This is a genomic window from Thermoleptolyngbya sichuanensis A183 (assembly GCF_013177315.1).
GTDB classification, from domain to species: Bacteria; Cyanobacteriota; Cyanobacteriia; order Elainellales; family Elainellaceae; genus Thermoleptolyngbya; species Thermoleptolyngbya sichuanensis.
In genome coordinates this window covers 3,791,462-3,811,115 of sequence record NZ_CP053661.1, presented here as the reverse complement: position 1 = coordinate 3,811,115, position 19,654 = coordinate 3,791,462, and the positions used below count along the sequence as shown (strand labels likewise).

Annotated in this window: 12 protein-coding genes and 1 pseudogene; 5 read left to right on the top strand and 8 right to left on the bottom strand. The window is 55.2% G+C overall.

Annotation, left to right across the window (positions count from 1 at the left end):
* Window positions 1-12 precede the first annotated feature (12 nt).
* Entirely contained in the window at window positions 13-948 is a 936-nt protein-coding gene (locus HPC62_RS15805; RefSeq protein ID WP_172357217.1) for a transposase, read from the top strand.
* Window positions 949-987: 39 nt separating this feature from the next.
* Here HPC62_RS15805 and HPC62_RS15800 read toward each other — a convergent pair whose 3' ends face one another.
* Window positions 988-2,301, bottom strand: coding sequence for an NF041680 family putative transposase (locus HPC62_RS15800; protein ID WP_172353244.1), 1,314 nt, complete (start codon window positions 2,299-2,301; stop codon window positions 988-990).
* A gap of 84 nt (window positions 2,302-2,385) precedes the next feature.
* Here HPC62_RS15800 and HPC62_RS15795 point away from each other — a divergent pair.
* A pseudogene (locus tag HPC62_RS15795) lies at window positions 2,386-2,850 on the top strand (NF041680 family putative transposase); the annotation flags it as partial.
* A gap of 623 nt (window positions 2,851-3,473) precedes the next feature.
* On the opposite strand, the gene pstB reads toward HPC62_RS15795, so the two are convergent.
* From pstB to HPC62_RS15765, 6 genes are all read right to left on the bottom strand, one after another.
* Window positions 3,474-4,274, bottom strand: a complete 801-nt coding sequence (pstB, locus tag HPC62_RS15790; RefSeq protein ID WP_172357215.1) for a phosphate ABC transporter ATP-binding protein PstB — start codon at window positions 4,272-4,274, stop codon at window positions 3,474-3,476.
* Window positions 4,275-4,362: 88 nt separating this feature from the next.
* Window positions 4,363-5,283 carry a phosphate ABC transporter permease PstA gene (gene pstA, locus HPC62_RS15785; protein WP_172357213.1) on the bottom strand — a complete coding sequence of 307 codons (921 nt, stop codon included), beginning with the start codon at window positions 5,281-5,283 and terminating at the stop codon, window positions 4,363-4,365.
* The gene (gene pstC / locus HPC62_RS15780; protein ID WP_172357211.1) at window positions 5,280-6,215 is read right to left on the bottom strand and encodes a phosphate ABC transporter permease subunit PstC; all 936 of its coding nucleotides are present in this window, start codon (window positions 6,213-6,215) and stop codon (window positions 5,280-5,282) included. Before pstC ends, pstA begins: the two co-directional genes overlap by 4 nt.
* Before the next feature lie 398 nt (window positions 6,216-6,613).
* A complete protein-coding gene (locus HPC62_RS15775; RefSeq protein WP_172357209.1) occupies window positions 6,614-7,681 on the bottom strand; it encodes a PstS family phosphate ABC transporter substrate-binding protein in 1,068 nt (355 codons plus the stop codon).
* Between the two features lie 328 nt (window positions 7,682-8,009).
* A complete protein-coding gene (locus tag HPC62_RS15770) occupies window positions 8,010-8,579 on the bottom strand; it encodes a DUF4126 domain-containing protein (RefSeq protein ID WP_172357207.1) in 570 nt (189 codons plus the stop codon).
* Window positions 8,580-9,022: 443 nt separating this feature from the next.
* Window positions 9,023-10,198 (bottom strand): bifunctional sterol desaturase/short chain dehydrogenase, encoded by a 1,176-nt coding sequence (locus HPC62_RS15765; protein WP_172357205.1) that lies wholly within the window; start codon window positions 10,196-10,198, stop codon window positions 9,023-9,025.
* Window positions 10,199-10,828: 630 nt separating this feature from the next.
* Here HPC62_RS15765 and HPC62_RS15760 point away from each other — a divergent pair.
* Window positions 10,829-11,713: an SDR family oxidoreductase gene (locus HPC62_RS15760; RefSeq protein ID WP_172357203.1), complete on the top strand. Its 885-nt coding sequence runs from the start codon at window positions 10,829-10,831 to the stop codon at window positions 11,711-11,713.
* A 290-nt stretch (window positions 11,714-12,003) separates the two neighbouring features.
* On the opposite strand, the gene HPC62_RS15755 is transcribed toward HPC62_RS15760, so the two are convergent.
* Window positions 12,004-12,402, bottom strand: a complete 399-nt coding sequence (locus HPC62_RS15755) for a hypothetical protein (RefSeq protein WP_172357201.1) — start codon at window positions 12,400-12,402, stop codon at window positions 12,004-12,006.
* A gap of 661 nt (window positions 12,403-13,063) precedes the next feature.
* On the opposite strand from HPC62_RS15755, the gene HPC62_RS15750 reads away from it, so the two are divergent.
* Together HPC62_RS15750 and HPC62_RS15745 are read left to right on the top strand one after the other, a co-directional pair.
* Window positions 13,064-16,063 (top strand): ATP-binding protein, encoded by a 3,000-nt coding sequence (locus tag HPC62_RS15750; RefSeq protein ID WP_172357199.1) that lies wholly within the window; start codon window positions 13,064-13,066, stop codon window positions 16,061-16,063.
* A gap of 270 nt (window positions 16,064-16,333) precedes the next feature.
* Window positions 16,334-19,555 carry a GAF domain-containing protein gene (locus tag HPC62_RS15745; protein WP_205369675.1) on the top strand — a complete coding sequence of 1,074 codons (3,222 nt, stop codon included), beginning with the start codon at window positions 16,334-16,336 and terminating at the stop codon, window positions 19,553-19,555.
* The last annotated feature ends 99 nt before the right edge of the window (window positions 19,556-19,654 follow it).

Genomic DNA, 19,654 nt, shown 5'->3' with positions numbered 1-19,654 from the left:
AACATTGACCCCATGATTTTCAACGAACTTCAGCAATTTCGCCAAACGTTGTATGCCAGCTTGGGAAACGCCAGAGATGCCCTGTTTGATCTGATGGATGCCGTGTTAGTGAGTGCGTGCATCGTGTCGTTTGTGAGGCTATCGCAGAGTCCTGTCTTTCGTCGCCAGTGGTCGAGCACCTATGAAGCGTTGCGCGATAGCCGCCTACCCCGATCAAAGGTGCTGAAGCTGTTGGTGCAGCAGATACCGACTCAGCAGCAACCGTTGTTGGCAGGTGATGCGAGTCGGTGGAACCGTCCTGCTGCCAGGCGTTTGAAAGACCGCACCTTATCAGGCAGAACAGGACATGCCCCGATAGCCGGACAAAACTACAGTACCTTAGCCTGGATTGCTGAAGACAGGGGCAGTTGGGCATTACCATTGCGGCATGAGCGCATCACCAGCTTTGAAACACCCGCCAGTAAAGCGGCATTCCAACTCAAACAAGTGACTCGGCAGTTAGCGGTGCGTCCGTTGGCGATCTACGACCGAGGGTACGGCAATGCCAGTTTTGTCAACCAAACGGCAGGGATTGAGGCAGACTTGCTGCTGCGGGTTACATCCAATCGATGTGTCTATGGCGCGCCCCCAGCGTATCGAGGGCGAGGCGCACCTGCCAAGCATGGACATAAGATGAAACTCAATGACCCTGACACTTGGAGTGTCCCGGTCGAAACCGTTGAAGTCGATGATCCCAACTGGGGACGAGTGCGGGTCAGTCGTTGGAGTGCATACCATTTCCGCAAATCCCCCAAACGGGCAATGGAAGTGTTGTGCGTGGAGGTGCTGGAGACACAGAGCAGCACGCGACGCTTGGCTCCTTTGTGGTTAGTTTCTTTAGTTTGGACTAACTGGCATCACAATAATGCTCAACAGGATGCCATAAAGAATCTGCTCAACCGTTCATAACAGTTGAACTTAAGGAATTGGATACAATCCTGCTCGCAGTTAAGCTGCTGTTGCAACCGGACTGTTCAGGGATTGTTCGGATGTCTTGCGTTTCGAGGCTCGTTTTTTGACCATCGGATAGCAGGGACGAGGAGTTGGCTTGTGCCCCTTGCCTCGTCCTGGCGATTTACCACGAGGTTTAGGCGCAGGAGCAGGGGTGCCAATCGCTGCCAAAATGCCTGCAAACGCTTGTGCGACCCGACCCGGAGTCAACGTTTCTTGCGGTGCCTGCCAGGGCAAGGGGTGGTCAGTACAGTCCTTTCGCGCTAACCACAACTGCCAACTGAGCAACGGCATCAGGCTGCTCCACTGTTCGGTTGCCGATACAGAACTGAACTGGGGATGTGTCCAATATAGCCTCTGCTTGGCAAAGCGATACCAGTGTTCAATGGCAAAGCGACGGAGGTAGTGCAACCACAGGGTTTCTAACGGAGGCATCTGCTCACCCAGCCAAACTAACCACAAAGGAGCCAAGCGTCGCGTGCTGCTCTGTGTCTCCAGCACCTCCACGCGCAACACTTCCATTGCCCGTTTGGGGGATTTGCGGAAATGGTATGCACTCCAACGACTGACCCGCACTCGTCCCCAGTTGGGATCATCGACTTCAACGGTTTCGACCGGGACACTCCAAGTGTCAGGGTCATTGAGTTTCATCTTATGTCCATGCTTGGCAGGTGCGCCTCGCCCTCGATACGCTGGGGGCGCGCCATAGACACATCGATTGGATGTAACCCGCAGCAGCAAGTCTGCCTCAATCCCTGCCGTTTGGTTGACAAAACTGGCATTGCCGTACCCTCGGTCGTAGATCGCCAACGGACGCACCGCTAACTGCCGAGTCACTTGTTTGAGTTGGAATGCCGCTTTACTGGCGGGTGTTTCAAAGCTGGTGATGCGCTCATGCCGCAATGGTAATGCCCAACTGCCCCTGTCTTCAGCAATCCAGGCTAAGGTACTGTAGTTTTGTCCGGCTATCGGGGCATGTCCTGTTCTGCCTGATAAGGTGCGGTCTTTCAAACGCCTGGCAGCAGGACGGTTCCACCGACTCGCATCACCTGCCAACAACGGTTGCTGCTGAGTCGGTATCTGCTGCACCAACAGCTTCAGCACCTTTGATCGGGGTAGGCGGCTATCGCGCAACGCTTCATAGGTGCTCGACCACTGGCGACGAAAGACAGGACTCTGCGATAGCCTCACAAACGACACGATGCACGCACTCACTAACACGGCATCCATCAGATCAAACAGGGCATCTCTGGCGTTTCCCAAGCTGGCATACAACGTTTGGCGAAATTGCTGAAGTTCGTTGAAAATCATGGGGTCAATGTTGGTTGTACTTCATTGACCTTACGGCAGTCGGTGCTTCTCATTGACTGCCTTCCTCTTCACCATTAGTCCAAACTAAAGTTAGTTTGGCTGGGTGAGCAGATGCCTCCGTTAGAAACCCTGTGGTTGCACTACCTCCGTCGCTTTGCCATTGAACACTGGTATCGCTTTGCCAAGCAGAGGCTATATTGGACACATCCCCAGTTCAGTTCTGTATCGGCAACCGAACAGTGGAGCAGCCTGATGCCGTTGCTCAGTTGGCAGTTGTGGTTAGCGCGAAAGGACTGTACTGACCACCCCTTGCCCTGGCAGGCACCGCAAGAAACGTTGACTCCGGGTCGGGTCGCACAAGCGTTTGCAGGCATTTTGGCAGCGATTGGCACCCCTGCTCCTGCGCCTAAACCTCGTGGTAAATCGCCAGGACGAGGCAAGGGGCACAAGCCAACTCCTCGTCCCTGCTATCCGATGGTCAAAAAACGAGCCTCGAAACGCAAGACATCCGAACAATCCCTGAACAGTCCGGTTGCAACAGCAGCTTAACTGCGAGCAGGATTGTATCCAATTCCTTAAGTTCAACTGTTATGAACGGTTGAGCAGATTCTTTATGGCATCCTGTTGAGCATTATTGTGATGCCAGTTAGTTCAAACTAAAGTTTGACCAGTTAGACGAATAGTAAAAAGACGCAAAAAGATGGGCGATCGCCCAGGTCGAGTCATCAAAACAGGATGCCGGATGACACAGACGATCCAAAGCTAAATGCTCTTTGGAGCACACTAGCAGGATGCAAACAGGATGAAAGCTCGACGCAGCCGTGAATCTTGCTGGAATCAATTATGCAAAATGCCCCTGAGTGCAAAGTTCGCATCCAGAGGCGCTTTGAAGGCAAACCTGAGAACTGTAAATCCGAGAAATGCCGTGAGAAATGCCGTGAGAAATACAGCGGCGAAACCGAACCGTGAGGACTGAAGTCGTCCAGTAAGACCTAGGGAGTGTCTTAAAATCTTCTAGGCCGTTGATTGCATTGAGTCGATCCCCCTAAATCCCCCTTACTAAGGGGGACTTCCGGAGTGGTTCGGCTCGGTTCCCCCCTTTTTAAGGGGGGCTAGGGAGGATCGCCTTTAAGGGGGGCTAAGGGGGAATCAACGGGTTTAAAGCCCGCGCCCTAGCCGAAACGACCGCTCACGTAGTCCTGCGTGGCAACCTGCTGGGGGTTGTTGAAGATTTGCTGAGTCGGTGCATATTCCACCAGGTAGCCCATCTTGCCGCCCTTTTCAGTGGCCTGCGCGTTAAAGAAGGCCGTCATATCCGACACGCGAGAAGCCTGCTGCATGTTGTGCGTCACGATGATAATCGTGTAGTCCTGCTTCAATTCTTGCATCAGTTCCTCAACCCGCAGCGTCGAAATCGGGTCCAGCGCCGAACAGGGTTCGTCCATCAGCAGCACTTCTGGCTCGATGGCGATCGCCCGCGCAATGCAAAGCCGCTGCTGCTGTCCACCCGACAGCGACAGGCCGCTTTCCTTCAGCTTGTCCTTCACCTCATCCCACAGCGCCGCCGACCGCAGAGAGCGCTCCACCAGCGTATCCATGTCCCCTTTGTAGCCATTGATCCGGGCCCCGAAGGCGATATTTTCGTAAATCGACTTCGGGAAGGGGTTGGGCTTCTGGAACACCATCCCAATCCGACGACGCAGTTCAATCGGGTCAACGCTGGGGTCGTAGATATCCACACCGTGATAGGTGATCTTGCCCTCAATGTGGGCCCCCGGAATCAGGTCATTCAAGCGATTAAAGCAGCGCAAAACTGTGCTTTTGCCGCAACCCGACGGACCAATAAACGCCGTAATCTTGCGGTCAGGAACGTCCATGTATACATCCTTCACAGCCATCACAGGGCCGTAGAAATAGGACGTTTTTTCGACCCTAAAGGCAGTGCCCGTATCGACAGAAGAACTCACTTGCATGAATAACCTACCTCAAATAACAAATGCAGCAGTTAGAGAACGACCGTTGGGGCAATAGCAACTTGGCGATCGCCCCCATCCCAAGAACCTAAAACTTGCGCTGGAACCTATTTCGCAGATAAATCGCAACAGAGTTCATCAGCAGCAATAGAACCATCAGCACGATAATCCCGGCTGCTGCGTTGATATGAAACGGCCTCTGAGGGCGAGACACCCAGTTGTAGATCTGAATCGGCAGCGCCGTAAACGGATCTTTCCAGGACTCCGGCAAGAACGAAATAAACGTCAGCGCCCCAATCGTAATTAGCGCTGCCGTTTCGCCAATCGCACGAGATAGCGCCAAAATTGTTCCTGTCAAAATCCCCGGAAACGCCAGAGGCAAAATCTGATCCCGCACCACCTGCCAGCGCGTCGCCCCCAGCGCAAAGCCCGCCAACCGGAGGCTATCGGGCACCGTCCTCAGCGCCTCACGAGTGGACACAATGATCACCGGCAGCACCAACAGCGCCAGCGTCAGCCCGCCTGACAACAAACTGCGTCCGCCCGTAATCGGCTCCATCAAGCGCACAAACGCCGCCAGACCCAACAGCCCGTAAATAATCGAAGGCACACCCGCAAGGTTGGAGATATTAATCTCGATGAAGTTTGCAAGCCAGCCATCCGAGACAAACTCTTCCAAAAAGATGCCTGCACCGATGCCAATCGGAAAAGAAAAGAGCGCAACAATAAACAGCAGGTAAATCGACCCCACCAGCGCCGATAGCAGACCTGCCTCCTCTGCACGACGCGAGGGAAAGCTAGTAAGAAACTGCCAATTCAGGCGGGGCAGACCATCTGTCAGCACATCAATCAGCAAAATCGCTAGAACCAGCAGCGAAATTATGATAGCGATCAAGGTCGCAAGCCTAAAGACCCTGTCCCAGCGATAGCGCTGTGCCATTGCGGGCCTGAACTGGCTCTCTTGCGCTGGCGAAAAGTCGCCCGAAATCTGAGGATTTTGAACTGTCATTCGTACTTCTCCCGGAAACGACGGACGACCCAGAAGCTAAGAATGTTGAGCGCTAGGGTCATCAGGAACAAGGTCATCCCAACCGCAAAAATAGACTTATAAGCCAGCGATCCCGCAGGCGTATCTCCCAAACTGACCTGCACGATAAACGCCGTCATCGTCATCACAGGTACTAGTGGGTTGAAGCCCAGCGTCGGGTTTTGTCCGGCTGCCAGCGACACGATCATCGTTTCACCAATAGCGCGGGACACCGCCAAAATGAACGATGCCACAATGCCCGACAGCGCTGCCGGAACCACGACCGACGTAATCGTCTCGCGCTTGGTCGCGCCAATCGCGTAGGCCCCCTGACGCAGGCTATCCGGCACCGAATAAATCGCGTCTTCGCTCAGCGAGGCAACCAGGGGAATAATCGAAACGCCCAGAATCAGACCTGCACTGAGTGCGTTAAAGCCCTGTAGCCCGGGAATAAATCGTTGTAAAAACGGGGTCACCGTGAGCAGCGCAAAATAACCAAACACCACGCTAGGCACACCCGCTAGAATCTCAAGCGCGGGCTTCAGCCACTTCCGAATCTTAGGATTGGCATACTCACTTAAATAAATCGCCGCCAGCAGCCCCAAGGGCAGTGCTACCAAGATCGCAATTCCTGTCGTTAGCAGCGTGGCGCTAATCAGCACCCAAATGCCGTACTGAGCATTAGAAAATAGAGGAGTCCATTGGCGATCGGTCAAAAACCGCCAAAGTGGAACCTCCTGGAAAAACTCGAAAGTTTCAAAAATAAGGGTTAGAACAATACCAAAAGTCGTCACCACAGAAATCAGCGCAAAAGCACCAAAGATAGACTTCACAATACCTTCGGTTCTTTTGCTGAGCTGGCGATTTGGCTGCCAAAGCCCGGATGATTGTTCGCTGGGTAAGCCGCTATTCATGCCAGATAGCCTGTAAAGAGAACAAAGGACACCAATCAAAAAACAGATACGCCGACAACTGCTAATAAATAGTCAGGGACACCTCAAGTAATTGCTTAATGCAAAACTACAAGCTAAATACCTCGAAAGGTACCTTGGTTAACTGCTTTGTCGCGCAATTCAATTACACACAGCATTATTCGGCAAATCACGCAGGGAGCTACAAAACCTTTGTCTTCCAAAGTGACGTGTACCTCACCACATCAGGAAATGCTGCATATCGAGATATTCTAATAAGGCCCCTTACTTTTTCGAGGTTCCCTAAACTACGTCGCAGGGTAAGAAACCTGCGGATGGCTGGGGTAGCTACTTAGAACTCTAAGCGCTACCCCAATCCAACAAGATCAAGCAAATATGACCTATTCCTTCTTCAGTAGGTCAACTAGCTTGAGACCTACAGCAGGGCTGCCGCCAAACACACTGCCAGTCTTGCGCTGCTCGATCCGTGCTTCAGCCAAATCCTCAATCTCGGCCGGCAGGGGCACGTAGCCTACTTCAGAAATGAGGTTGGCGTTGGCCGGGTCGATCTGGAAACGGGCAAAGGCCGCCACAGCAGGATTGTCCAGAGAAGTGGTCTTGATGTAGAAGAACTCAGGACGAGACAGTGGCGTATAGGTGCCATCAGCGATGGTTTCTGCGCTGGGCGCAACGCAACCGTTGCCGTTGTCAATTTCAACCAGCTTCAGTCTGTCCCTGTTTTCTTCGTAGTAGGCAAAGCCAAAGAAGCCTAATCCGCCCGGATCAGAAGCTACACCCTGCACAATCACGTTGTCGTCTTCACTGGCGGTGAAGTCACCCCGGCTTTCGCCTTCTTCGCCGACGATGGCAGCAGTGAAGTAGTCATAGGTGCCTGAGTCGGTGCCGGGGCCATAAAGACCAAGAGGAAGATCGGGGAAATCAGGGCGAATCTGGTTCCAGTTGCGGATGGTGCCCTGAGCAGCGGGTTCCCACATTTTCTTTAGATCGTCCACAGTCAAGCAGGTAGCGAACTCGTTGCTGGGATTGATCACCACCGAGAGACCGTCATAGGCGATGGGCACTTCGATGTATTCGATGCCGTTTTGCTTGCAGAGCTCAATTTCTTCTGCTTTGATCGGGCGGGAAGCGTTGGAGATGTCAGTTTCACCCGCGCAGAACTTCTTGAAGCCGCCGCCCGTGCCAGACACGCCGACCGTGACGCGAACGCCGGGGTTTGCTTTCATGAATTCTTCTGCCATCGCTTCGGAGATGGGGAAGACGGTGCTGGAGCCATCAACCAGCACGCTGCCCGTCAAATCAGAAGTGCCGCCACCTGCTGCGGGACTTTCGGCAGTGGTGGTGCCGCCGCCCGTTGTGGTGGTGCCGCCACAGGCAACTGCGAGTGCCAAAGAAGCGGCCGTCAGAGCGGCCAGAGTGGCAGAACGCTTGGAACGAAGATTAAATGCCATATCCAGAGATTCCTGTAGGGTTTGTTTCTGTCAAACGTTGGCATTCTACAGTTTCATCGTAAAGAAGAGGTTAAGTTTGCCCGAAAAAGTGTATCCCAGATGACTGAAAATCCCTGTAAAGAAGACGGATGCGGTCTGATGGTGGCGATCGCCTCTCGATAAATCCCTTACAGCATGGACGTTTCGAGGCCCCAGCCACGTCCACCTAAATTGCATTGAGAAAACTTCCTAAAGTCTTCTTGCGATAGGTCACGAAATCGCCATCAGGCTTCCAATCTCTCCTGATTGCTTCTTTACTGAGCGCTAAATGTTGCCAGAGTGTTGCCCTCTATCGGAAGCGGCGGCGACGACCAAAGAAACGCCACACTTTATAGGCTGCAAAGCACAGAAGACCCAGGATGACAATTCCGGTGAGCAGTGGAATCAGGATTGCCATCACTGAAATGACAGACGACGTGAATAGCTCCATCGTGGAAAGGGCCGGGTTGGCGATACCGCCCGTGGTGGCAGTAGACGTGAGGCGGGCCACGTCGGTCATGCCCTTGGTGAGTCCGGCGGCTCCGGCTCCGGCGATAATGGCCAGCGTCCACTGGAGAAAGGGGCTGATATCGACCAGGGTAGAGGCCGTCAGCACGGCTCCGGCGACAAGGGCGGCAGGCGTGGTGATTAGATCCAGAATTTCGTCTACCCAAGGGATGTAGTAGCCCGCAATCTCTACCCCAGTGGCTACTGCAAAGGCCGTGATGGCGGCTGGAGAGCCGATCCACTCAAAGCCCTGAGCGGGTGTCATGTGCCCGGTAGCAGTGGCAATACTCATGACCAAGAATGGGACAAATAGCCGAAACCCGGTGGCCGCGCTAAGGCTAACGCCTGCTAGCAAGCTAATCAAAGTTTCCAAAGAGTCCTCCAGCCCTGAACCAGGGAGCTTTTAAAGAGCGTTGAGTAAAGTTAATTTTTCTAAAAAGCGAATTGTTTCAGCCTTATCTTGGAAACGCAATGTGCAACTTTCAATCTGCCCTCATCCCCCAACCCCTTCGCCCAAGTCAGGAGAAGGGGAGCGAGAGAGGCTTGAAGTCCCTCTCCCGCTCTGGGGGAGGGATTGAGGGTGAGGGGGATCGGCAAAGTTGCACATCCCGTCTTAAAACCAGTCAAAAACCAGTCTGGATCACTGGATTTTTCTAACTTGATTTTTCCAAAGTATTTTAGATGATTTCCAGCTAGGCGCGACAGATCTGGCCGCATCCAGACTCTTCTGCGGCGAGGGCAAACACTCATGACTCCTAATTACTCAGGGGCCATCTCTATTACTCAGGGGCCATCTCTATTTGGGATGTGCTGAGCTTATCGAGAAAAGAGGCGAAAATAGAGCGATCGCCCCAATTCTTTGATCGGAAACGCGATATAGGTCAGCGGGTTAATCGTCACGATAATGTCGCGGAAATCGCGCTTGGCCAGCGCCACGATCGCCCCAGCCACCCAGTTCGCATCCATGACACCGATGGGATTGAGGTTGCTCTTGAACGGGCCAAGGATGAGTTTGCGAACGACGCAGGGTGCATCTAGCCGCCGCAGCGTGATCAGGTCGCCCAAAGTCCGCTTCGACAGTTCATACAGCGGGCTGAGGGCAGGGCTGACCTCTGCTTCGGAGGTGTTGATCCAGAGTTCCTTCAGGGCCCGGTGTTCTGACTTTTGCACGGTGCTGAGGAAGATTTCCGCCAGATTCCACGCTGAAAACGTGTTGACCTGAAAGGATTTTTGGATGGCTTCGGGCGTGCGATCGCCATGCACGTTGATTCCGTGGTTGATGATCAAAATATCCACCGTTTGCAGCCGTTCCTCTAACTCAAACTCGCGGCCCGCACACCAGGACAGCACCTCGACGCGATCGCCAAAGTCAGCACCCTCGCAAGTGGTGATGGCGACGGGCTTTGCGCCCTGCTTTTGCAACTGGGCAATCAGCGCCCGCCCCAGCGTCCCCGATGCGCCCGTCACTGCGACCGTTTTGCCCCTTAGCGAAAGCGCCGTGCCCAGTAGTTTATCCACGATGGTAAAGTACCCGCAATAATAAGCGTTTCCCTGGTCAAAATGATGCCGCCAGTGGTACGTTCGGTTCACCGTCCACTGCGAGGGGATGGTGTCCAAATCGCCGGGTTTGTGCGTCAGATCGGTAGCCAACAGCCAGCCGCGCGATCGCGCGTATGCCGTGATCAAAAAACCCAGCGAGTAGAGACAGCCCGCCACCAGCGCTAGGTTCCGAGTCAGCGCCAACAGCATTACCCCTGCCCCCAGCATGGCGATCGCCTCTGGTACATCATTATAAAGTTGCGCCTGTTTATAGGCTTCCAGGCTGACGATGCTGAGGTCGCGGCGATAGGCCTTGTGGTGCAGGTTGTGGCTGCGCTGGAGCGGTTGCCAATAGTGTCCCGCAATGTGGTAGCCATCGCGCACCAGTTCGGCCAGCACAACGGAGGCTGCTGCCCACAAAGTAAAGCTGAGAAGACCGCCGGGGGTAATCATTTAGAAATAATCAAATAGAAATAATCAGAACCAAAAGGTTAAAAAGACGGCGCATCAGAGGTCTAACGCAGGGGCAATGCCCGATCTCTGATTGCTGCGGTATTGTGGAAATCATAGTCAGTGTAACGTAATGTGACATCGTTTCAGAAGTGCGATCGCGCTTCAAGAGAGTGCCTGCTGTGGACACACATCTCGTCGATTTTTTGCGTAAGGATCTGAAAGATCCCCCTAAATCCCCCTTGTCAAGGGGGACCTCAGTGCGATCACGCTTCAAGAGAGTGCCTGCTGTGGACACACATCTCGTCGGTTTTTTGCGTAAGGATCTGAAAGATCCCCCTAAATCCCCCTTGAAGATCCCCCTAAATCCCCCTTGTCAAGGGGGACTTCCGATCCATCTCTCCCTGCTTCGGGTTCCTTCGGTTCCCCCCCTTACTCAAGGGGGGGCTAGGGAGGATCAAAGCAGCGCCGCTTGAGTTCAGTTCCTCCCTTACTCAAGGGGGGCTAGGGGGGATCAAAGCAGCGCTGCTCAAGCATAGAAAAGTTGTGTGGACACAGCAGCCACAGAGCGCAGGGAAGAGCGCTGGCAAGCGTACAGAGTTTAGGTAGAGTTCAGGATTCAGGACAGGCGATATGTTTTTGGTAACTGGGGCAACGGGCGGACTGGGCAAGCGAATCGTTCGGCAACTGCGCGAGCAAGAGCGACCCGTTCGGGCATTTGTGCGGCTAACGTCCCGCTACGGTGAACTGGAAAAGCGCGGCGCAGAAATCTTCATCGGAGATCTGACCCAGGAACGCGATCTGCAAAAAGCGCTCCAGGGTGTGCAGTATATCATCAGCGCCCACGGCTCGAACGAAGCCAGTGGCGGGGCCCAGGCGCTCGACTATCGGGCCAACATCGACCTGATCGACCAGGCGAAGGCAACTGGCGTGCAGCATTTCACCTTCATTTCCGTCATGGGGGCCGACCGCAACTACGAAGACGCGCCCGTGTTCAAAGCAAAGGCAGCAGTAGAGAAATATCTGCAAGCCAGCGGGCTGAACTACACAATTCTGCGGCCGTCTGGCTTTGCGTCTAATCTCTTACCTCTAGCGGAACAGTTTCGCAAGAGCGGCGTGTATCTGCTGATTGGTGACCCCAAAACGCGCACCTCTATTATTAGCACTGATGATCTGGCCAAACTGGCGATCGCCTCGGCCACCACACCCGCCGCCCACAGGCAGACTTTCAATGCAGGCGGCCCGGAAATCCTGGAGCGCGGCGAAATTCCCAATATCTTTGCCCGCATCTTCAAAAAGGAGCCGATTTTGATCAACCCGCCGCTGCTGGCAATCGACGGGCTGCGGGCGGCAATTGGTCTGGTGAATCCAGAGCTAAAAGCATCGCTGGGCACCTTCCGCACGCTGCTAGCCAATGAGTTTTACACCACGCCTGCTGAGGTGGAGAAGCTTGAGTCTGCCTATGGCATTCAGCTAGAAACGGTGGAAACTTTTGTACGGCGATATCTCAGCGCTTAGGGTTTAGCGCTTAGGGTTTAGCGCTTGGGATTAAGCAGCGTAGGGCGTGTTTTAAAACCCGTCGATCCCCTCTAGCCCCCCTTAACGGGGAACCGAGCCGAGCTACTCCGGAAGTCCCCCTTTTTTCTAGCGAAGCGGCGCGTAAGCGCGGGGATTTAGGGGGATTGACTCAGGGCAATCAACGACCTAGAAAGTCTTAAGACACTGCCTAGCAACTTATCAAGCTGCTGCGCTGTTCCTGCAATTTGCAAAAACGGCAGCCATGCAAAAACGGCAGCCATCGAGCACGTCTAGCCCGTCTCATCCTTTGCTTCTTCAATGGGGCGAGCCTCGATCTCCACGGCCTGTATATCAATCGTGCCCGGTGGCGTGAGGCGATAGAATGCGCCTTTTTCGACCCGCAGCGCCTCGCCGCAGTTGGGGCAGCGGAGTTGGGTGCCGTTGATGCCTGCGGAGCGAGTGTCGCAGACGGGGCAGGGGGCTTCTACTAGGTTGCGGCTGAGCCACCAGCGAAAGGCAAAAAAGGCAATCACGGGCGTTAGAATCAGCAGCCCAATCAGCACGATAAAAGACTTCACCAGCCAGCCCAGCCCCACCATGCCCAGCAGCCAGGCGATCGCCAGCAAGGTTATCCAAAACCCCAGTCCTGACAGGGTAAACCGCACCCCCCCATAGCCGTTTTGATTCATGGCTGTCTCCCTAAACAATCGGGATTTCTGCGAATCCACTCCTTTATTGTGATAATGCGGATCATACCAAGCCCAGATGGAAAGCTCGAATTTCCCAGGAGAGATTTCCGAATCCTGGGTTGTTTCTGGACTACATTAATGCATTTAGGACTTACGCACTTGAAATGAAATTTTCCAGGTTTTGGACGATTTCTCACGGGCACAGCCCGTGAGAAATCGTCCAACTGCGTAAGTCCTAGCATTGAAAAACCTGGCCTAAAAATCAACTTTTGAAACAGACCCACTTGTAAATGCAGATTCCGCAAGCCACCTGGGGTTATATAGAAACAGCAGCGTGCGATCGCAGATTCACTGCGTAGGCGATTAGTGCTGAGGCGATTAGTGCGTAGGCGATAATACATCGCACTCTAGGCGCACTCTAAGCACACTATAGGCGCATCGCAGGGTGCTGTTAGGCCGTAGCCGTAACACACCATTTCATAGGCTTTGATGCTTTATGCTGGCGCTCGCACATTCCCCAAAGAGCGAACTGCAAAGAAATGCTGAGTGGCGGGGGTAGATGCTGTAAAGCCTATTGGACAGGGCAGATGATATGGGGCTAAAGCGTCAACTGAGGCAACTCACTGGTTTCCCTCTCCGGCGCAGAAGTCTTCTGGGTCTGTTGATTTTGCTTGTCGCTAGCTATCTGGGCAATCTGGCGCGATGGAACCTGTTTTTTAACATTGACCTGATTTTTGGCTCCATTGCCGTGTGGCTGGTGGTGGGGTTTTATGGGGTTCGGTGGGGCGTGTTGGCAGGGGCGCTGAGTGGTGTTTGTACCTACTTTCTGTGGGGACATTTCTACGCGGGCGTGGTTTTTACGCTGGAGGCGCTGTTTGTGGGTGTTTTGTTTTATGGCGATCGCCCCACAAACCGTCCAAACATCGTGCTGCTGGATGGACTCTTCTGGCTGCTGATCGGGGTTCCCCTGGGCTGGTTTTTCTATGCGGGCGTGTTGCAGGCCGACCCCTTCCAGGTGCAAATCATTTTGCTCAAGCAGCCTGTGAATGGCATCTTCAATGCGCTGGTTGCCAGCCTATTGATGACCTATTTGCCCATCCACCGCTGGCTAAATCGACCCAGCGCCATCAACTCTCTCGCTGTTCAGCAAACCTTGTTTAACCTGCTGGTGGCGTTTGTCTTTTTTCCGACGCTGCTGCTGATTGTGCTTGCCAGCCGCGATGTGGTGGACAATATTCGGGCCGAAGCCCGGGCCGATCTCAGTCGGGTATCGGGCTATGCCGTGGCAGCGCTGCGGTCGTGGCATCAGGAAAATCTGCGGTCGGCGAACGAACTAGCGCTGCAAGTCGTGCAGTATCACAAGACGGATCTGGAGCATTTGCAGCACCATCTCGAATCGACCCAACGGCTGCTGCCTGATCTGCGCCAAGTGCAGGTGTGGAATCGGGAGGGGCGGCTGCTGGTTTCCAGCCACAACAGATCGCGATCGAGCAATCGGTCTGATGAAGCGTTTGATGAGCCGTTTGGTAAAGCATTCGACGCGGCGATCGCCCCACTAAGCCCCTATGCAGCCCTGGCTCGACAGACACTCCAGCCGATTCTGTCGGATGTGGTGTCTGGTTCGCCGCCCTATGTCATCTGGAATTTTCCCATTGTACGGGATGGGCAGGTTGAAGGACTAATCACCAGTGAACTGACGCTCGATCGAGTCGAGTCCCTGCTGCGACAGAGCGCTGGCGACCAGGATTTGGATCTCACGCTCATTGGGCGGCGGCAGGTAGTGGTGTTAAGTACGCAGGGCGATCGCCCACCCGGTTCGCTGCTGCAACTGCCGGAGAATAGCAGCATTGAGCAACTGGATGAGCATTTCTACCAGCTATTTCCCGACAAACACCGGCCCATCATGGTGCGCTGGATCAACTCCTCCTTTGTGCAGGAAGTGCCTGTGGATGTAGGCCTGCCCTGGACGCTGGAAGTCATGGCTTCTGCCCAGCCGGATATGCGAAATATCCAGAGCATCTACTCTCGAAATTTGGCGCTGCTGCTGGCGATCGCGCTGCTGGCGCTGCTGGTGTCGGCGCTGGTGAGCCAGCGGATGGTGCGCCCCCTGTCCCGGCTTGCCCAGGTAACGACCAATCTACCCGACAAGCTGCTGGCTGGGCAGCCCATCGACTGGCCCGACAGCCAGATCACCGAACTCGCGTTTCTGGTCAAAAACTTTAGAACGATGGGCAAAACGCTGACCCAGCAGTTTGGCGCGATTCAGCAGGCGCTGAGCTACGAAGCATTGGTCAGGCGCATTACCGACAGCGTGCGCGACAGCCTGGACGAGTCACAGATTTTGCAGACGGCGGTGCAGGCGCTGGGGCAAGAGCTAAACCTCCTCTGTTGTGATGCAGCGCTCTACAGTGCCGACCAGAAGTATTCGACAATTCAGTACGAATATACAGTTGCCCTGCCGTCGGCGCTGGGCACGAGCTTTGCCATTCCCAACGAGTTTTCTGAGGTTCATGGTTTGCTGCTGCGGGGAGAATCCTGCCAGTTTTGCGCCGCGCTGCCCCATCCAGTCCGCCCCACTGCCTGCATGATGACGGTGCTGGCCCATCCAATTTGGGACGATCAGGGCGTGTTGGGGGATCTATGGCTATTTAAGCCGCAGGGCGAATGCTTTGAGGAGCCAGAGGTGCGGCTGGTGCAGCAGGTGGCCAGCCAGTGTGCGATCGCCCTGCGGCAGGCGCGGCTATATGAAGCGGCCCAAATTCAGCTCAAGGCACTGGAAGACTTGAACCTGCTCAAGGACGATTTTCTCAGCACCGTCTCTCACGAACTGCGAACCCCGATTACCAATATTAAAATGGCGATCAATATGCTGAAACTGTCGCAGCACAACGAGCGGCGCGAGCAATATCTAAAGATTTTAGAAGCGGAGTGCGAACGTGAGGCTAATTTAATCAACGACCTGCTCGATTTACAGCGCCTCGCCTCCGGGACACAGGCCCTTGAGCTGGAACCCATCTCCCTCCAGGACTGGGTGCTGCACATTGTCGAGTCGTTTCAGGAGCGCATCCGCAACCGCCAGCAGACTTTGCAGATTGAAATTTCCGACAAGCTGCCCGTCATCACGTCCGACCCAGCCTGCCTGGAGCGCATTTTGACAGAACTGCTCAACAATGCCTGCAAATACACACCGCCCGGTGAAAAAATTCGGGTGGCTGCTTGCGCTGTCGGCCCGTTTGACTGCGAAACTGCTGTGATGACTGAAACGACGGCTGAAACGACGACTGAAACGATAGCCAAAGCGACCGGGGGCGATCGCCCGTTTGCCCTCAAGCCCTTCGCTGCTGCCCCAAATCTCGCCTCAGCGCAAAATTTCGCCTCTCTTTACTCGTCTAATTCAGGCTTTTTTGTGCTGCGTGTCTGCAACTCTGGTGTGGAAATCCCCACCGAGGCGCTAGACCATATTTTTGAGAAGTTCTATCGCGTCCCTGGCATCGACCGCTGGAAACAAGGGGGCACAGGGCTGGGGCTGGCTTTGGTGCAAAAAATGACAGAACATCTGGGTGGCAGCATTCAGGTCGCCAGTGCCGCCCGACAAACCTGTTTCACCGTCGTGCTGCCCGTTGCTCCGCCCCACCAGGCAGCCCCCCAATCCACTGTATAGTCTTCCAGAGGTAAGGGAACTCTAGGAAAGATGAGCGATTGGGGGCTTTGTCCCCTCTTCTGGCGCTGGTATTTTAGAAAATATGGGGCACTTATGCAGTGGGAGGACTTCTTACGGGTCACGCCCGCAAGAAACCATCCAAAGTCCAGAAAACTGATCGCAAGTGTATGAGTCTAGTACTGAGCTGAGTCAAAAGTTTTCCGTCGCTTCACAGGTTCGCAGCCCGTCGCCTATCCGCCCCTCATTTCTCTTGCTTTCCGTGCCACAACTATGCCAGTTCCCGACTTTGCTACGCTCGATGTGCTGCGTCAGTACAACATTTTAGACAGCACGCCCGAAGAGGGGTTTGATGGGCTGGCGCGGTTGGCAGCGCAGTTAGGAGGCGTGTCGGTGGGGCTGATCGCCTTTTTGCGAGGCGACAGTTCGGCGCTGGCAGGCGAAGACCGCTATTGGCTGAAGGCGCTGACGGGCTGGCCCGAAAACACGCCCTGCCATCCGCTGGTGTGCCTGGACAGCACGCTGGCCGCCGAAGACGGTCTGCTGGTGATAGACTTGCAGCAGGATGAGCGGTTTGTATTTGAGCCGATCACCGTGGGTACGCCTGCGGTACGTTTCTATGCTGGCGTGCCGCTGCTGAGTCCGGCGGGGGCGGCGCTGGGCGTACTGGCGGTGATGGGCTGGGAGCCGGGAAATCCATCGGAAGGGCTGATGGACGGCTTGCGGCTGCTGGCGCGACAGGTCATTGCTCAACTTGAGCTACGGCGGCGCACGGCGGCTCTGACAGAGGCGATTGCCCAGCACCACGCCGCCGAAACCGAGCAAAAGCTGCTGTTTTCCCTATCGGCCCATCTGGCCTGCGTGATGGGCGCAGACGGCTACCTCAAGCGGCTCAACCCCGCCTGGCGCAAGCTGCTGGGCTATACCGCAGCAGAACTCATGGCCAAGCCGTTCCTAGAATTTATCCATCCCGACGACTGGGAAATCACCCTCAACCACATTCAAAAAGTCGTCGCCAAAGGGAAGAAAGTCACCTTTCAAAACCGATGCCGCCACCGCGACGGCAGCTATCATCGGCTCCAGTGGCGCATTGGGCCGCTGCAAGACCGCCAGCTCTTGTGCGCCACTGCCAGCGAAGTTTCGGCAGATGCGCCGCTCGATCCCAAACCGCCGCAGTACGACTTGCTTTCTGACCTGGCCTTCGCGCTAAATCAGCACTCCATCGCCGCCGTTACCGACCCTCAGGGCAAGATCCTCTACGCCAACGATAAATTCTGCGAAATCTCCTGGTATTCTCGCGAGGAGCTAATCGGGCAAGATCATCGGCTGATTAGCTCTGGCTATCACTCGCGGGAGTTTTTCCGGGATATGTGGCAGACCATATCCTCTGGCAATGTGTGGCGCGGCGAAATTTGCAACCGGGCTAAGAACAATATCCTCTACTGGGTGGATACGACCATCGTGCCGATTCTCGATGAGACAGGCAAGCCTCAGCGTTATATCGCCCTGCGAACGGACATCACGGAGCGCAAAGAAGCAGAGCAGGAACTCAAAGCGCGATCGCACTTGGCGGAACTGGGCGCGGCCGTCGGCGTAACCCTATCCCAGGGCGGCACTGTTATTGACATCCTGAAGCGCTGCACGGCCCAACTCGTGCAGTATCTCGACGCGCACTCGGCCTACGTGTGGACGCTTAATCCCGAAACGCGGCTGCTAGAGCTACAAGCCAGCACAGGCGGTTACTCTTGCCCCAAGGAGTTTCAAAACCGCATTCCCATTGGCATTTCGGTGATTGGCTACGCTGCCCAAACGCGGCAGCCCTACCTCACCGACAACGTGCTAAATGATATGTGTATCGGCTCCAAAGACTGGCTGGAGCAAGAGCGCATAGTTGGCTTTGCGGCTTACCCGCTGGTCACAGAGGATCGCTTAATCGGGGTCATGGCGCTGTTTAGCCATCTGCCCTTTGCCCAAACGGTGCATAAAACCCTGGGCTGGATTTCCAACAGTCTCGCCGTTGCCATCGACCGGACGCTGGCGCGAGAGGAGTTGCTGAGTCGGCGGGAGGCGCTGCTGTTTCGCCTGGCCAGCCAGATTCGCGCGTCGCTGGATCTGGAGGCGATCTTGGAAACAACGGTGAGTGAGGTGTGGTCGCTGCTCCAAGTGGATCGCTGCCAGTTTCTCTGGTGTCGCTCGACGCTGGAGGCAACGCGGCTGGAGATTACTCACGAAGCCCGCAATCCGGCGCTGCTCAGCCTGCTGGGCGACTATCCGCTGGGGCCGGGGCGGGTGCTGGGTGAAAAGGTGCTGAATCTGGAAATGGTGCGGATTGCCGACGGGCGGCCCGGAGCGGTGGAACCGGGCTTGCTAGAGGTGCTGAACCGGGCCGATGCGGTGGCTCATCTGCTGATGCCCCTAGAGACGCGATCGCACAAGTTGGGGGCGATCGCCTGCTACCACAGCAGCCCCCGCGCCTGGACAGACAGCGAGGTGGAACTGCTGCAAGCCGTTGCCGACCAGGTGGCGATCGCCATTGACCAAGCGGAGTTGTATGCCCACAGCCGAGAAGCGGCGATCGCCGCCGAAGCCCAAGCCGCCCAGCTCAGCCAGACATTGCAGCACCTCCAGCAGACCCAGGCGCACCTGATCCAGTCCGAAAAAATGTCCAGCCTGGGGCAGATGGTGGCGGGCATTGCCCACGAAATCAACAATCCGGTGAATTTCATCAATGGCAATTTGGTTCACGCCAACAACTACACCAAAGACCTGCTGCATCTGTTGAATCTGTATCAAAATCACATCCCCGATCCGCCGGATGAGGTGGCTCAGGCGCTCCAGTCGATCGACCTAGACTTTATTGCCGACGATCTGCCCAAGCTGATGACCTCGATGAAAATTGGCGCAGACCGGATTCGTCAGATTGTGCTGTCGCTGCGAAACTTTTCTCGGCTCGACGAAGCAGAGAAAAAGCCCGTGGATATTCACGAAGGCATTGACAGCACGCTGTTGATCCTGCAAAATCGCCTAAAAAATCACGCCGAAGGAACAGGAATTGACGTTGAAAAAGAATACGGATCGCTGCCCAAAGTGGAATGCTATGCGGGTCAGTTAAACCAGGTGTTTATGAACATTCTGGTGAACGCGATCGACGCGCTAGAAGAGTGCCCCCCGCCACGCCGGATTACCATCTCGACCGAGTTTGTGCCGCAGCCCGCGATCGCCCTCGCACCGCCCGCCGAACCCGCACCCTCTCAGTCGCCAGAGCCAACTGGCTGCGTTGTCATTCGCATTGCCGACAACGGCCCGGGCATCTCTGCCGAAACGCGCGATCGCCTGTTTGATCCGTTCTTTACCACCAAGCCCGTTGGCAAAGGCACAGGGCTAGGGCTGTCCATCAGCTACCAGATTGTCGTGCAGCGTCACGGCGGCAGTCTGGAATGCGAATCGGAAGTGGGCAAGGGCACAACGTTTATCATTCGGATCCCGCTGATCTGAGATTTTGGTAGGACTCACGCAGTTGGACGATTTCTCGCGGGCACAGCCCGCGAGAAATCGTCCAAAACCCAGCAAACTTATCGCAAGTGCGTAAGTCCG